The sequence below is a fragment of the Bacillus andreraoultii genome (assembly GCF_001244735.1).
GTDB classification, from domain to species: domain Bacteria; phylum Bacillota; class Bacilli; order Bacillales; family Caldibacillaceae; genus Caldifermentibacillus; species Caldifermentibacillus andreraoultii.
This window is the reverse complement of sequence record NZ_LN868937.1, coordinates 1,580,597-1,596,232: the sequence shown is the minus strand read 5'-3', so window position 1 is coordinate 1,596,232 and position 15,636 is coordinate 1,580,597. Positions and strand designations below refer to the sequence as shown.

Here is a 15,636-nt window from a genome sequence, read left to right as displayed (position 1 = left end):
TATACTATAATTTTATAACACAATAAAAAAGGGTCTAAAGTACTAAATAGGGGCCAATCATTAAGATTAGCCCGCTTTGAACTGCTTACATTAGCAACCGAACGGCATTATCGGTGGTGGGCAACAATTTAAATGTTGATGACACACTTCATTCACTACCGAATGCGTATGTGGACAAAAATGCTCATGTTTAAACATGTGTTGGTTTACCGTAGTTGTATGTGACGGATGAATATGTGGTACGATGTGAGTAAATTGATTCGTATTTACATATTGCTGAGTTGGATATACTACTGGCGGTAGCACATTTGGTGGAAATGCAGGCATACTGTTATTCCCCTTTCTTCTTTTAGATTCTCTTTACAGTAATAACTTATGTAGAATAAGGGGAACATGTACTAATGAAAATACCTATTTTTCTTATCTTTACCTATTTCTTAATACATCAAAGAATAAAACTGGATATGGAATCCCTAAAAACAGAAAAACAAATAACGGTTGATACAATGATTGCAAAAAATAAAATGAGAAATGTTCGATGCATGATATTCCCTTACTTTCAATAAAAATCTGTTAAACTAATGTATTATTTTAATACCAACTGATGCGTTCATCAATCATTTTTTATAAGAAAACTGAACAAAATCAATTTAGTTATCTGATTTTTTGTTTAGACGATTGATTCTTTTTTCCAGTTCTTTTAGCAACTTGTCTCGTTTACCATCATTTTGTTCTTCCATTAATTGAATCTCTTTTTTTGCCTCATGACATACTTTCAGAGCCTTTAAAATATTTTTTTCCTTATGCTCCAATACTTTCGCCAATTCAACGCAGGCATTTATTTTTTCAAAACCGTATCCAAAATTAATTAATTCCCACCATAGTTTCACTGCTTCTTGAGTTCTCTTCTGTTTCTTATATTGATTTGCTAAAGCAGACAAACCTTCCCACTTTTTTGATCCGGTAAGTTTTGACAGAGCATTTTCATACACATCAATTGCAGTACTACTCTCATTCAAGCTTGAATACCACTTTCCAACAGCTAATTTCTCTCTGTCTGTTTGGTTTCTATCAAGGCCTAATAATTGGAATGAAATATGCGTATATAGAATTAATAAAGATAACACATCATCTTCATTATGTTCCATTACTTTCATAATTCCATCCATCGTTTTTGTACGAACAAAATCAAAGTAAATAATCGGGGCTAAATAGCCTGGTACATCATCGTTACGATTAATTTCTAAAATCTCATTTTCTACGATTGAAAGTTTGACAGAAGGAAGTTCGTCCTTCCAAAGCCGCCTTGCAGCATGTAATAGATCAAAGTGTCCAAAAGACGGCAATTTCGGAACATGTTCACGTATTAATGTATGTCTAGTCTTTACTTGTGGCCAATCAAAAGCTTTTCCATTATAAGTAACGAGTGTTGTATAATCCACTGATTTTAGAAAACTATCATATAACGGAATTTCTCCACCTGGTTCCGGTAGTAGATGTTGCATAACAACGACTTCATTTTGTTCAATAAAAGCATAACCTAACAGAAAAATGGTATTACCAGCCCCACCACGAAGACCTGTTGTTTCCGTATCAAAGAAAAATAAGTCCGTGGAATTGTAGCCTTTAGTAGAAAGTGGATGCTCAATTCGTGTATTTTGCCACGCGTCAACTGCTTTCATATAATCTTGAAATGTATATTTGCCCCGTTTTGTTTCAATTGGATAACGTACTTCCCTAACAAGACAATATTCATCTTCTAAAATATATGGTTTCACCCCAAATTCATTCCATTTTTCTAAATTTGGAATTGTTATTACTTGTTGTTCTTTCTTTTCTATTTCTTGCTCACTTGTGATTGGATTTAAATAAGACTCGTACATTTTTAACTTGTTTTTCAATTTCATTACATTCACCCTCTAGATTATGAAGCGAGAAAAGCTTCTAAAAGCTGGATAGCGTCTCTTTTACCATTATACATATGACCTTCTGTTCCAATGCAGGAAGGACAACCGTCTTCACAAGGACAGTTTTCAATCATGTTTTTTGCTTCTAACATAATATTAGGCAACTTTTCATATATTTGCTCACTTAAGCCAACCCCACCAGGATATCTATCATATAAAAAGATTGTTGGTTTTTCATTATGACTTGATTTCATTTGCGGTGTGACATAGACATCACTCGGATCACACATGACATACATTGGAACCATGTTTTTCAATGCATGACTTACCCCTATCAAACCTTGTTCTAAACGGTCTTCACTCCATTCAGCTTCTTTATCTAATGATATCCACGTTGATGTCGTATGAAGAATTTGTTCAGGTAAGTGAATAGGTCCAGAACCAATATTTTCGTGAGTTTCAAATTTTATCTTTTTAAAGATCGTAGCCATCGCTTGCACAGCAACATCTCCGTATTGAATAACAGCACTCTTCATATCTCGCTTTTTATCAACCTCTAAAACTTTTAAATCGACAGCTAAGTTTGCATCGGTATAATAATCTGTTTGTACTTCACGAACGAAGGCCTTCTTTTCTTCCCAGTCTAATTTTTCCACTTGATATTGGGTTCCTTGATGCATATAGATGGCCTCTTCATGAAGGAGTGTTAACGCACTAAATGTATCCATTTCTCCGATAACTTTTGCATGAGCAATATTTGATTGATCAATAATAACAACATTTTCTTGAGATGCTGAACGGAGGCTTATATTATGTGCGGGAAAAGAATCGGTCATCCAATGATATTTGTCTTTACTAAATACAAGTACTTTTTGATCTAGCAAATAATCAAGCACATCTTCAATGTCTAGTCCACCAAACTTTTCCCCTTGTTTAAATGGTAATTCAAACGCAGCACATTTTATATGATCAACAAGTATAATTAAATTATCGGGGTTAATACGGGCAACTTCTGGTGATTGCTGAAAGAAATATTCTGGATGATTAATAACATATTGATCAAGCGGTGCAGAACTTGCGACATATAAAATCAATGCCTCTCCGTGTCTTCGTCCTGCACGCCCTGCTTGTTGCCAGGCACTAGCAATCGTTCCAGGATAACCCGTCATGATACAAACTTGTAATTGTCCAATGTCAACACCAAGCTCTAATGCATTTGTACTAACGACGCCGTAAATATCACCATTTCGCAAGCCTTTTTCAATTTCCCTTCGTTCAGTTGGTAAATAACCACCACGATATCCACGAATCGTTTGGGCCCCGATTTTGTCTTTTATTAATTCTTGTAAATAAGTAAGGATGATTTCTACCCGGACCCGGCTTCTTGCAAAAATAATGGTTTGAATTTTATTCCTTAAAAATTCACTAGCAAGTTTTCTCACTTCCAATGTTGCGCTCCTACGTATATTTAGTTGTTTATTTACAATTGGCGGATTATAGAAGACAAAATGTTTTCTTCCACTTGGCGCACCGTTTTGATGAATTAAACGCATCGTTTTACCCGTTAATACTTCGGCTAACTCTTTCGGATTCGCGATTGTAGCAGAAGTACAAATAAATATTGGATTACTACCATAAAATTCACAAATTCGTTTTAATCTTCGAATTACATTTGCAGTATGACTACCAAAAACACCACGATATGTATGCAATTCATCAATGATGACAAATTTTAGATTTTCAAATAAGGATACCCATTTCGTATGATGAGGTAAAATTCCTGAGTGTAGCATATCAGGATTTGTAATAACAATATGTCCTGCTTTTCGAATTTTTTGCCGAATGTTAGCCGGTGTATCACCGTCATACGTGTAACTATTAATTTCAATTCCGGCATCATCAATTATTTCATTTAATTCACTTTTTTGATCATAACTTAATGCTTTTGTTGGAAACATGTACAGTGCTCTTGCTTCTTTATTTTCTAAAATTGTTTGTAAAACAGGGAGATTGTAACATAGTGTTTTACCACTGGCTGTTGGTGTTACTGCAGTAAAATCAGTTCCTTTTATTCCATAATCAAACGCTTCTTTCTGATGACTATATAGCGAGTGTATCCCCCTATTTTCTAACGCATTTTTTAATTTCGGATGTAGTTCGTTTGGAAATGGTACGGTAACAGCCTCTTTTTCTTCAATTGTTTCCCAATGCGTTATATTTTCACGAATTTCAGGCGTCTCTTTCATCCATGTCATGACATCTTTTAGCTGACGTTTTCTTAGCATCTATTTCACCCTTATAAACTATAAATTATTAGTTCTATTGTATCGAATATACGTTCCTATTACAAAGGTAATATTTGTACTTTTCTAGAATTGTATACGCACAAATTTTATCATTATTCATATATTATAGCGGAAAAACTGTAAAAAGTGAGGTGGGAAGTATGAGTGAACATTTACCACAGAAAAAAGATAGCCAATTAAATGATTGGAATTCATTTTTTCAGTTTTTTAATGAACGACCAATGCGAAATATATTAGAGAGTATTGATCAATTCTTTCAAAATTCTAATTTAAGACCCGGGTTTAAGGTGAATATTCAAGAAGAAAGTGACAAATATATCATATTCGCTGAATTACCTGGGATAAAAAAGGAACAGATTGATATTCAAATTTTGCAAAACAGTGTGACGATTTCTATTAACCAGTCGGAATATGAATCGTATCAAGATGAAAATGTTCATATTTTTAGCAAAAGGCAATCATTTAGAAACATTAGCCGTACCATACCGATGTATCATCAAATTCAAGTTCAAAAAGCAAAGGCAAGTTATCGAAATGGATTGTTGAAAATTATATTACCAAAAAAATCCGGAAAAAAAATTCCACTGGAAGATTAATTCACCTCTTCAACATTAAAAGCTGTCCGTCGAGTGCAAGTCGTACCAGAATTATCCACTCAACGAACAGCTTTTTTAATAAAAATAATCATAGTAACTTGCTCACGCCTTAAATAGTTGACTAACACCTTTGATTAATGAAGTAAATTGGTTGATTGTACCCATTAGCTGTCCAGCGGTAGAAAACATTTTATTGAAATCAATTGAGCCATCCTTACTTTTAAAATTTTGCATAATACTATTCATTGAACTTTGTGGACCACTGTTTTGAGACGATAACGGTGGCAATTGATTATTCTGTAATGGAAAAGTTGAGTTTGAATGAATCTGGTTGTAAATGGGATGGAGAGGGTTTTCTAAAATCTGGTAAATTGGAATGTTATTCAAGTTAGTCGTACCCGTGTTATTCAAGTATGGATCTTGATAAAAAATACCGCCTTGATTATTTAGTGTAGGAACTCCCGTAAAGTCCAGCATAGATAAGTCTAGGTTGGGTTGTTGTACATGAGGTTGAGATGATGGTGGCAAAAACCCGAGTCCATTCGGCCACCTATGCCCCCATCCATTATTAGATCCTGGGTGATGATACATCATGTTCATACCTCCTCATAGGCTCCAACATATTTTATGAGTGTCCCTTTGTTATTGTGATAAATTTTTTACGAATAATTTAGGGAAAAGATCATGAACGTATTGCATTCATCCCCCCCATTTATAAAAAGAGGGGACCGAATGCTTAAATCATATAAAAACAATGATTTACTCTTATTCAATTCGCTTTATTTCGTCTAATAATTTTTCTAACGTATAGTTGATTGAATGGACATTATGTTTAAATCGGGCATAACTTGTTTTCGGAAAAAATGCCTGTACACAAATTTCTTTTAAATTTTCGGCCGCCGCAATAATTTGCTGATTATATAAGTTTTTCGGGCGATGTTCATTTATAAAATTTTGCGCTAAAACAATCCATTGGTCCAATTGCTTGTGTACATCATCAACAAAAGGCTTAATGATTGAATAAAAATCTTTTTCTTCTCTAGTCGCCCGTGCGTTTTCATATATTTGATCTGTTTCATTTAGATAACGTTTCACTTTTTCTGTCTCAATGATTAAGATCTCTTTATTAACCATACAATTTACACCCCCAAATGTAAGTATAAATGATTTAAGAAAAATAAAAAAAGCCAAAATCGGATTTGATTTCGACTTCTTACCTAATATAAAATAAATTTCATATTGTAGCCACCCTTTTAAATAGAGCATCATTTGTTTTCCGTTGTTTATTTTCCTTTTCATTAAAATGAATTGTTTTCGATACTTTCTCTTCAATCAGCAAGAGATCACTAGAAAAACGGGCTGTTTGCTCTTTCAACTGTTCATTGACAGCCTTTGTTAATTTTTCCTCCATCGCATCGATATCCCTCTCTAATTGCTTCAACCAATTAAGAATTTCCACTCGTGTTAACATGACATTCTCACTCATCAAAAATCCCCCTTATTTATATTCGTATTGTCAAAAGTTTTTATATTAAATAGGTTAACAACCATTGATTTATAAGGCATTGAACAAAAAAAGACTTGCCACCCCCTAAAATCTATGGTTAATTGAGGTTACCACACACACAACTAACAAGATTGGAGTGAACAAGTCTGTATCCTCAATTATTAACCTATTTATTTGAATTTATCAAGTACCAAGATGAGACTATCAAAATTTTACAGACTCTTTTAATTGGAAAGAGTATGTTTGATAAACCCGAAGAAAAACCGATAAGCAAGCCTTATCGAAAACTACAGGTGGATGAGCTTCCGATTGTTGAAACACTTGAAAAGCTTGATTATCAAGAACTACTTAATGATTTTCTAGAAAAACACGGGAAACCATTAAAACCGGTTCGTAGACATAAAAACGCCAAAGTTTGTGTGCCTTCTCATTTGAATTGTCCAAAGTGTGGTGCTCCTTCTGATTTTCTTTATGCAAATAATGGAGATAAAGGACAATATCAATGTAAAGTGTGTGCGTGTTTGTTTAGCGAAAAGAATCGTTATTTGAAAGAGGCCATTTTACGATGTCCTCACTGTTCAAAAACACTTGAAAAGATAAAAGAACGAAAAGATTTTGATGTTTTCAAGTGTAAAAATAATCAATGTTCTTACTACCAAAAGAAGTTAAAAGGTCTTTCGAAAGAAGAGAAGAAACCGTTCAAAAAAGACCCACAAGCGTTCAAAATGCGCTATATATTTCGCCTGTTTAAGTTCGACTATAAGCCACTGTCGAAAGAGTCTCCAGAGTTACCGAAAGTAGATTTATCGAAATTGTACGTGTCTCCGCATACACTGGGACTTATTTTGACTTATCACGTAAACTACGGCTTATCAGCGCGCAAAACCGCGGCCATTATGAATGATATTCACGGAGTTTCTATTTCTCACCAAAGTATTTTAAACTACGAAAACAGTGTCGCGCTCATAATGAAACCGTTTATCGACCATTATCCGTATGAGCTTTCCAATCAATTTTGCGGTGATGAAACGTATATCCGTGTGAGTGGACGTTGGAATTACTTGTTCTTCTTCTTTGATACCGTAAAAAAGATTATTTTGTCGTATCCTGTTTCACCAAACCGAGATACACAGGCAGCTGTATTAGCCATTGATGAAGTATTGCTTAAGCTAAAAGAGATTCCAGAAGATCTTACTTTTGTGGTCGATGGGAATCCTATTTACCTTTTGGCTCAACACTTCTTTGCCCAGCACGATATCCACTTTGATGTGAAGCAAGTCATTGGATTAACCAATGAGGATCCTGTTTCAACGGAATATCGACCGCTTAAACAAATTATTGAGAGACTCAATCGTACTTTTAAGGGTAATTATAAGGCTACACATGGGTTTGGTTCAGAAAAGGGATCGGTATCCTATGTGACTTTATTCGTAGCATATTTTAACTTTCTCAGGCCACATGCTTCACTGGAGAATAAAGTGCCAGTTATGATCCCAGAACTCTCCAAATTGCCACACATGCCGGCACGTTGGACAAAAATGATTGAACTCGCTCAACAATGGCTTCTAGAAATACAAGCCGCCTAAATTTAGCTTTAGCTGAGCCCTTGAATGGTTTAACATTCAAACCAGCCATTTGGCGAAGCGAACCCTTGACAAACCGAACTAGCCGATGGTTTAAAATTTTCGGAAAACAAGGGCGTATTTGTCATGCCTTAATTTAGTTCCCTTCGCCCTTGTTACACCTAACTTAAACCATCGGCGTGTTTGTCAAGGGCAAATGGCGACGGTTCTCCACCTTATTTCGGAATAAATCTTGTTTGCTTATCCGTTTTTCATAGAACTTTTGACATTACCTTTATATTCTTATGATATGTATTCTCCTTTTAACTAGAAGCTCCTTCACGAGTGACAAAACTAGAAGAAATTCGATAAAGAAAGTGGAAATTTGACAAAGTTGAAAGAAAACGAAAGGGACGCTAGATCTAGGCAACCAAAGAGATTAGAGTTCAGGGGAAAAAGCTTTTTTCGGCTTTGATGCAATGCTTGAAGCCTACTTTTGTGCGCATAAGCACACAAGGAAAGTAGAATGTTCTACGGAGGTTTTGTTCATACTAAAGTAAGGAGGTGGTTACTATGGCTAAAAAGAAACAAATAAATCGTGGAACTGAAAAGGAAAACCGGACTCAAACAAAAGCAGGTGAAGGCAATCCTAAACTTGAAGGACCAAATAGACCTTCCACTTAATTTTCTCTTTACGATGGACACCACAGAGCCACTACATATCCATTTAATAGTAGCACTCCTGTGGTGTCTACATTTCATTCATTCATTTTTAACCAATCCATTATATTAGCATATATTTCTATTTCCTTCCTTTTTTTCTTATACCAATTTGTCAAATTAACATGATTATTTATTCTTGGCTCCTTAAACCAACTCTTTTTTATTTTCCTCACTTCATCCCATGATTTGTCAACAGCTCTTTTATGTTCAATGATTGGATAAGTTAGCCGTAATAATGGTATATCCCGACGTTTCGACCAAAGTTTTTCATAATCATGACGAGAACCTGTATGTGGTGTTTTTTTTATAAAATCAATAAAATACTGTAAATTCCCGGACTCAAATAAAATCCAAGATAACATTTTACCTAATTCAATACGACAATCAACCTTTTTAAATTTTTCAACACTAGCTCCATATAACTCTCCACTACTAGTTGGGAAAATTACAATACTATAATGAAGTAGTTCTTGAAAGTAAAATGGTAGTGTTCGAAATACTTTTTTTTGATAAAATGGTTTTGAGATGATTGGGGTTTGTATTAAATTTTGTTCATTAATAATGAGCGAATATAATAAACGCCTTTCATCCCCTATTTTCCAAAAATTCATCCATTCTTTCATCATAAATTTGGAAACAGAAAAATATGGTAATAAATGAAATAGCGGATACCCAAATTTCTTTGAATAATGGTAGAGTAATAATTGTGGATATGCATCTTGGAAAATTAACCAATTGGCTCGTTCATATGTTAAAAATAAATTGTTTCTTGATTGTTTTGGAATAATTGACGAAAAACAGTCACTTTCAAGGTCACACATATTCCAACCGGCATTTCGGGAAACAAGTCCTGCAAGTAACGCCCATTTTATTTCTTTGTAATGAAAATAAAATGACTCATAAAATGTCGTTCGTGATATATTATCTATATTGCCTTTTATCGTTTTATTCATTATTTGTTGAATCAATTTTTGTCTCAAATCAATGTCCACATATTCACATCCTATTCAAAGTACGATATATACTGTCAGATAAAAGGGAAAAACTGAATATTTTTCTTTTCTTCGAGGTGATGAATTTGGAAATCCGATATCCAAGTGGAAAAAAGTATAAAATAGAAAGTACAACCAATAACAAATTGCCAAAAAAAAATTATCTGTATGCGAACAGAGGGATGACTTTAGAGGAAGATTTAAACGAATCTAATCAATATTATTTGTCAAATAAGATTGCGGTTATACATAAAAAGCCTACCCCCGTTCAAATCGTTCAAGTCGATTATCCGAACCGTAGTCGTGCAGTTATAAAAGAAGCCTACTTTAAAACACCTTCGACAACCGATTATAATGGTGTTTATCGAGGAAGATATATTGATTTCGAGGCAAAAGAAACGAAGAGCACAACATCGATACCGCTAAAAAATTTTCATGAACACCAAATCAAACATATAAATACTGTCCTAGACTGTGGTGGTATTTCATTCGTGATTATTCGTTTTTCAAAAACAGAAGAAGTTTATTTACTTGATGGATCATATTTAATCCAATTTTGGAAACGAATGGAATCAGGTGGAAGAAAATCGATTACAAAAGAAGAAATTGTAGAATTAGGATATCAAATACCCCTTGGCATCCAGCCAAGAATTGATTATATTAGAATAATAGATTCTTTATATTATCATGAAAAAAAATGGAAAGACTAACTATATAATCGTGTAGATTCCTTACCTAAGTTCAGGTGACCTCATAGTTGGTTATAATATTAGTAAGGAATGAAAGGATGGTCATTATTTATGACAGAGCAATACAAATCGCGCACCGAAAAAAGACGTGCGTCACAACAGAAAAAAGCTCCAAAACAAAAACAACCGAAAACAAAAGGTATTGTCAAAAAAATTTTATTAACTCTACTTGTCATTGGATTTATCGGTTTAGTTAGTGGGGTAGGTACGTTTGCATATTTTGTTTCCGATGCACCAAAACTTGATCCAAAAAAACTAAAGGTACCTGTATCATCAAAAGTCTATGATATGGATCGCCAATTAGTTACCGAGTTAGGTACTGAAAAACGAGATTTAGTCGAATTTGATGAGGTTCCTGATCTAGTGAAAAATGCAGTTCTAGCTACAGAAGATGTTCGATTCTTTAAACATCATGGAATAGATTTAATTCGTTTAGGTGGCGCTGTAATGAGTAATGTTAAGAATGGATTCGGCTCTCAAGGCGCCTCCACTTTAACACAACAAGTTGTAAAAATGTCCTTTTTATCGTCTGAAAAAACGATTAAGCGGAAAGCACAAGAAGCTTGGCTTTCCTTACAATTAGAACGTAATTTTTCAAAAGAAGATATATTTGAAATGTATGTGAATCGCGTGAATATGGGTGGGAATATTTACGGTATTAAAACAGCAGCCAAAACATATTTCAACAAAGGTTTAGATGAATTAACTCTACCTGAGGTTGCTTTAATCGCTGGTTTACCACAAAGACCAAATGCATATAATCCGTTTGTAAATCCCGATTTAGCCGATAAAAGAAAAAATACTGTGCTATCTTTAATGCATCAACATGGTTTCATATCTGAACAAGATATGAAGAAAGCGCAGAACACAAAAATATCGACATTAATTGTTAATAAGGAAGGTGATTCAATAAAAGATGATTCACCATTTGATGCATTTGTCGATCAAATTGTTGACGAAGTAGAAGCATTAGGATACAACGCCTATACTGATGGACTTGAAATTTATACAACTCTAGATCAAGGTGCACAATCACGAGTAAACGATATTTTAAATACGGAAGAATATATAGACTACCCGAATGATGAAATTCAAGCTGGTGTAGTTTTATTAGATACAAAAACCGGGGAGATTCGTGCTATTGGTGGTGGACGGCATCAAAAAGTACGTCGTGCTTATAACTATGCAATTGATATTTCAAGACCACCTGGTTCTACGATAAAACCTGTCCTTGATTACGGACCTGCCATCGAATATTTAAAATGGTCAACTTACCAGATTTTTGAAGATAAGCCATACACATATTCAGACGGTACACCCGTTAGGAACTGGAGTAAGCGTAACTATGGAAATGTTACCATGCGCTATGCATTACAACAATCGCTAAATATTCCAGCTGTACAAGCGATTCAAGCGGTCGGAGTAGATCGTGCAAGAGAATTTGCTACTGGCCTTGGAATCCCGCTTGAGGATGAAATAACGGAGGCATACGGTATTGGTGGGTTTAAGCATGGAATTGCTCCTATACATTTAGCAGGTGCCTTCAGTGCATTTGGTAATGAAGGTATGTATAATGAGCCCCATGCCATCCGTAAAATTGTTCTATCTGATAGGGATACTGAACTCGATTTAAAACCGAAACCGAAAAAAGCGATGAACGACTATACAGCATTTATGATTTCTGATATGTTAAAAACGGTTGTTCAAAGTGGGACGGGTGCGAGAGCTCAAGTTCCTGGTGTACAAATTGCTGGAAAAACCGGGACGACAAACTACACCGCGAAAGAAAAGAAAGACTATAATATTGCCGATGGTTCACCAGACGCATGGTTTGCAGGCTATTCAACGAACTATACCGCAGCGGTGTGGGTAGGTTATGAGAAAAAGAAAAACCCAGTAGATGATACAAAACTACCACAGAAAATCTTTAAATCTTTAATGACTTATATGCACGATGATATTGATACACCTGACTTTACACAACCAAGCAGTGTTGTTAAATTACCAATTGAAAAAGGATCTAATCCAGCGAAATTAGCTAGTGAGTATACACCAAAAAGTGAAGTTGTCTATGAATACTTTGTTAAAGGACACGAGCCAAAAGAAACTTCTGTAAAATACGAAAAGACAAAAGGCGTTTCAAACCTTAATGTTAAATATAATAAAGACAAGGCAACTGCAACTTTAAATTGGGATTATGATGGTAATGAAGGAGCTACCTTTGATGTCTATGTTTCATTAAATGGAGGATCTGAGCAAAAATTAAACGCAACAGATAAAAAAAGTCTTGAAGTCCAAGAGATAATGCCTGGATTTAAGTATACATTCACTGTATACGCAATAATTAATGGACGCAAAAGTGACGGCGCTAGTGTCAGCTTAGATTTATCTTCTTTCGTAGAGGATAACCCTGATAAACAAGATGAACTACCAGAAGCAACGGAAGAAGATTCTAATCAAGAGACGAGCGATGAAAATTCGGGTGAAACTGGAAATAAAAATCCAGCAGACAATAATAACAATAAAAATCCTAATAATAGCAATGAAAATAAAAATAACGGAAATAAAAATGACAGTAATAAAAACAATGGTGAAAATAACAATAGCAACAATAATAACAACAATAATAATCAAGGTAATAGCAATAACGGTAATAATGGCCATAACAATGATGAATCGGATGACGCACAAACTCAAAGTGGAGACGGCCAAGAAAATTAATATCAAGAAAAAGAGTGAACCTAATGGNCCGTTAGGAACTGGAGTAAGCGTAACTATGGAAATGTTACCATGCGCTATGCATTACAACAATCGCTAAATATTCCAGCTGTACAAGCGATTCAAGCGGTCGGAGTAGATCGTGCAAGAGAATTTGCTACTGGCCTTGGAATCCCGCTTGAGGATGAAATAACGGAGGCATACGGTATTGGTGGGTTTAAGCATGGAATTGCTCCTATACATTTAGCAGGTGCCTTCAGTGCATTTGGTAATGAAGGTATGTATAATGAGCCCCATGCCATCCGTAAAATTGTTCTATCTGATAGGGATACTGAACTCGATTTAAAACCGAAACCGAAAAAAGCGATGAACGACTATACAGCATTTATGATTTCTGATATGTTAAAAACGGTTGTTCAAAGTGGGACGGGTGCGAGAGCTCAAGTTCCTGGTGTACAAATTGCTGGAAAAACCGGGACGACAAACTACACCGCGAAAGAAAAGAAAGACTATAATATTGCCGATGGTTCACCAGACGCATGGTTTGCAGGCTATTCAACGAACTATACCGCAGCGGTGTGGGTAGGTTATGAGAAAAAGAAAAACCCAGTAGATGATACAAAACTACCACAGAAAATCTTTAAATCTTTAATGACTTATATGCACGATGATATTGATACACCTGACTTTACACAACCAAGCAGTGTTGTTAAATTACCAATTGAAAAAGGATCTAATCCAGCGAAATTAGCTAGTGAGTATACACCAAAAAGTGAAGTTGTCTATGAATACTTTGTTAAAGGACACGAGCCAAAAGAAACTTCTGTAAAATACGAAAAGACAAAAGGCGTTTCAAACCTTAATGTTAAATATAATAAAGACAAGGCAACTGCAACTTTAAATTGGGATTATGATGGTAATGAAGGAGCTACCTTTGATGTCTATGTTTCATTAAATGGAGGATCTGAGCAAAAATTAAACGCAACAGATAAAAAAAGTCTTGAAGTCCAAGAGATAATGCCTGGATTTAAGTATACATTCACTGTATACGCAATAATTAATGGACGCAAAAGTGACGGCGCTAGTGTCAGCTTAGATTTATCTTCTTTCGTAGAGGATAACCCTGATAAACAAGATGAACTACCAGAAGCAACGGAAGAAGATTCTAATCAAGAGACGAGCGATGAAAATTCGGGTGAAACTGGAAATAAAAATCCAGCAGACAATAATAACAATAAAAATCCTAATAATAGCAATGAAAATAAAAATAACGGAAATAAAAATGACAGTAATAAAAACAATGGTGAAAATAACAATAGCAACAATAATAACAACAATAATAATCAAGGTAATAGCAATAACGGTAATAATGGCCATAACAATGATGAATCGGATGACGCACAAACTCAAAGTGGAGACGGCCAAGAAAATTAATATCAAGAAAAAGAGTGAACCTAATGGTAAAATGGTACCTGTAGGTAGGACACTTGAAAAAGAGTGTTTCACCTACAGGTATTTTTTTATATACTTGAATTTTAGAATATGGGGATTAGGGGACAACATGAGTAAAATAACTTTTTCAACCAAAGAGCTAAAAACACTTCAAAAGAATCCAAATATACATCGTGTCAGCGATCGGTCTATTACCTATACTGACGATTTTAAAAATAGATTTATTGATGAGTACCTAGCTGGCAAACTCCCTCGTCAGATCTTTGCGGAGAACGGTTTCGATGTGGACGTTATAGGAATAAAACGAATCGAACAGTCAGCCTGCAGGTGGAAAAAGGCCTATGAGAAGAATGGCTTGATTGGGCTTACGGATACGAGGAAAAACGCTTCCGGCAGACCCTTGAAACGTGAGCTTTCACCGTCCGAAGTGATTGAAAGACAAAAGGCAAGAATCGAACTGTTGGAAGGACAGGTTGAGCTGTTAAAAAAGCTAGAAACGACAGAAAGGAGGCTGCTAAACTCAAGCGAAAATCTAAATCCGAATAATGCATATCAATTGATTCAGGAGACCATTGAACAAAATGGATTTAAGGGGATGACCAGGTATCTATGTGGCCTCTTAGAGGTATCCCGGTCTGGATATTATAGCTACCTAAAGGCTTCCTCTTTCCGGGAAGCAAAGGAGAAATTGGATCTTGAAGCGAAGGAAATCATTTTAAAGGCCTTTAATCGGCGCGGATATAAGAAAGGTTCACGCTCCATTAAAATGATACTGGAGAATGATTTTAACATTACGTTTAGCCGTAAAAAGATACAGAGAATCATGAGGAAATATGGAATCATCTGTCCTCACAGAAAGCCAAATCCTTATAAAAGGATCGCTAAAGCAACCAAGGAGCATCAGGTTGTTCCAAACAAGTTAAATAGGGAATTTAAGCAAGGAGTTCCAGGAAAAGTGTTATTAACGGACATTACTTATTTGCCATATAACGGAAATTCCATGGCTTATTTGTCAACCATAAAAGATGCGTCCACTAACGAACTCCTAGCTTACCATGTTTCTGATCGTATCACTCTAGACATCGCAACAAAGACGATTCACAAACTAATGAAAAACAAGAAGA

Annotated in this window: 12 protein-coding genes and 1 pseudogene; 6 read left to right on the top strand and 7 right to left on the bottom strand. The window is 35.1% G+C overall.

The window, feature by feature from the left end; all coding sequences use genetic code 11:
- Positions 1-90: 90 nt before the first annotated feature.
- The 3 genes from BN2144_RS19245 to BN2144_RS12815 all read right to left on the bottom strand — a co-directional run bounded on the left by BN2144_RS19245 (position 91) and on the right by BN2144_RS12815 (position 4,192).
- Positions 91-327, bottom strand: coding sequence for a CotD family spore coat protein (locus BN2144_RS19245; RefSeq protein ID WP_075047835.1), 237 nt, complete (start codon positions 325-327; stop codon positions 91-93).
- Positions 328-650: 323 nt separating this feature from the next.
- On the bottom strand, positions 651-1,907 hold the full coding sequence (locus BN2144_RS12820) for a ribonuclease H-like domain-containing protein (protein ID WP_033828652.1): 1,257 nt from the start codon (positions 1,905-1,907) through the stop codon (positions 651-653).
- Positions 1,908-1,924: 17 nt separating this feature from the next.
- Complete coding sequence (locus BN2144_RS12815) at positions 1,925-4,192, bottom strand: DEAD/DEAH box helicase (RefSeq protein ID WP_033828651.1); 2,268 nt, start codon at positions 4,190-4,192, stop codon at positions 1,925-1,927.
- Positions 4,193-4,353: 161 nt separating this feature from the next.
- Here BN2144_RS12815 and BN2144_RS12810 point away from each other — a divergent pair, with 161 nt between their 5' ends.
- On the top strand, positions 4,354-4,809 hold the full coding sequence (locus BN2144_RS12810) for an Hsp20/alpha crystallin family protein (protein WP_033828650.1): 456 nt from the start codon (positions 4,354-4,356) through the stop codon (positions 4,807-4,809).
- A gap of 102 nt (positions 4,810-4,911) precedes the next feature.
- On the opposite strand, the gene BN2144_RS12805 is transcribed toward BN2144_RS12810, so the two are convergent.
- The 3 genes from BN2144_RS12805 to BN2144_RS12795 form a co-directional block, all read right to left on the bottom strand.
- Positions 4,912-5,403, bottom strand: a complete 492-nt coding sequence (locus tag BN2144_RS12805) for a YppG family protein (protein ID WP_033828649.1) — start codon at positions 5,401-5,403, stop codon at positions 4,912-4,914.
- A gap of 171 nt (positions 5,404-5,574) precedes the next feature.
- Complete coding sequence (locus BN2144_RS12800) at positions 5,575-5,943, bottom strand: DUF1798 family protein (protein WP_050632306.1); 369 nt, start codon at positions 5,941-5,943, stop codon at positions 5,575-5,577.
- Positions 5,944-6,043: 100 nt separating this feature from the next.
- A complete protein-coding gene (locus tag BN2144_RS12795; RefSeq protein WP_033828648.1) occupies positions 6,044-6,295 on the bottom strand; it encodes a hypothetical protein in 252 nt (83 codons plus the stop codon).
- Between the two features lie 167 nt (positions 6,296-6,462).
- Between BN2144_RS12795 and BN2144_RS12790 the strand changes: the two genes are divergently transcribed.
- Complete coding sequence (locus tag BN2144_RS12790) at positions 6,463-7,902, top strand: DDE-type integrase/transposase/recombinase (protein WP_033826673.1); 1,440 nt, start codon at positions 6,463-6,465, stop codon at positions 7,900-7,902.
- 734 nt (positions 7,903-8,636) lie between these two features.
- Here BN2144_RS12790 and BN2144_RS12785 read toward each other — a convergent pair.
- Positions 8,637-9,593 carry a DUF2515 family protein gene (locus BN2144_RS12785; RefSeq protein WP_230199737.1) on the bottom strand — a complete coding sequence of 319 codons (957 nt, stop codon included), beginning with the start codon at positions 9,591-9,593 and terminating at the stop codon, positions 8,637-8,639.
- Positions 9,594-9,679: 86 nt separating this feature from the next.
- Here BN2144_RS12785 and recU point away from each other — a divergent pair, with 86 nt between their 5' ends.
- From recU to BN2144_RS12765, 4 genes and pseudogenes are all read left to right on the top strand, one after another.
- Entirely contained in the window at positions 9,680-10,303 is a 624-nt protein-coding gene (gene recU, locus BN2144_RS12780) for a Holliday junction resolvase RecU (RefSeq protein WP_033828646.1), read from the top strand.
- A 90-nt stretch (positions 10,304-10,393) separates the two neighbouring features.
- Positions 10,394-13,063 (top strand): transglycosylase domain-containing protein, encoded by a 2,670-nt coding sequence (locus BN2144_RS12775; protein ID WP_033828645.1) that lies wholly within the window; start codon positions 10,394-10,396, stop codon positions 13,061-13,063.
- Between the two features lie 42 nt (positions 13,064-13,105).
- A pseudogene (locus tag BN2144_RS12770) lies at positions 13,106-14,494 on the top strand (penicillin-binding transpeptidase domain-containing protein); the annotation flags it as partial.
- 127 nt (positions 14,495-14,621) lie between these two features.
- Positions 14,622-15,636, top strand: a 1,015-nt coding sequence (locus BN2144_RS12765; protein ID WP_033828697.1) for an IS3 family transposase, incomplete at its 3' end; no start/stop codon positions are given.

Excerpts from the sequence above, each read along its gene's own strand:
- BN2144_RS12815 (WP_033828651.1), bottom strand. The coding sequence starts at position 4,192 with ATGCTAAGAAAACGTCAGCTAAAAGATGTCATGACATGGATGAAAGAG.
- BN2144_RS12775 (WP_033828645.1), top strand. The coding sequence starts at position 10,394 with ATGACAGAGCAATACAAATCGCGCACCGAAAAAAGACGTGCGTCACAA.
- BN2144_RS12810 (WP_033828650.1), top strand. The coding sequence starts at position 4,354 with ATGAGTGAACATTTACCACAGAAAAAAGATAGCCAATTAAATGATTGG.
- BN2144_RS19245 (WP_075047835.1), bottom strand. The coding sequence starts at position 327 with ATGCCTGCATTTCCACCAAATGTGCTACCGCCAGTAGTATATCCAACT.
- BN2144_RS12820 (WP_033828652.1), bottom strand. The coding sequence starts at position 1,907 with ATGAAATTGAAAAACAAGTTAAAAATGTACGAGTCTTATTTAAATCCA.
- BN2144_RS12795 (WP_033828648.1), bottom strand. The coding sequence starts at position 6,295 with ATGAGTGAGAATGTCATGTTAACACGAGTGGAAATTCTTAATTGGTTG.
- BN2144_RS12805 (WP_033828649.1), bottom strand. The coding sequence starts at position 5,403 with ATGATGTATCATCACCCAGGATCTAATAATGGATGGGGGCATAGGTGG.
- BN2144_RS12800 (WP_050632306.1), bottom strand. The coding sequence starts at position 5,943 with ATGGTTAATAAAGAGATCTTAATCATTGAGACAGAAAAAGTGAAACGT.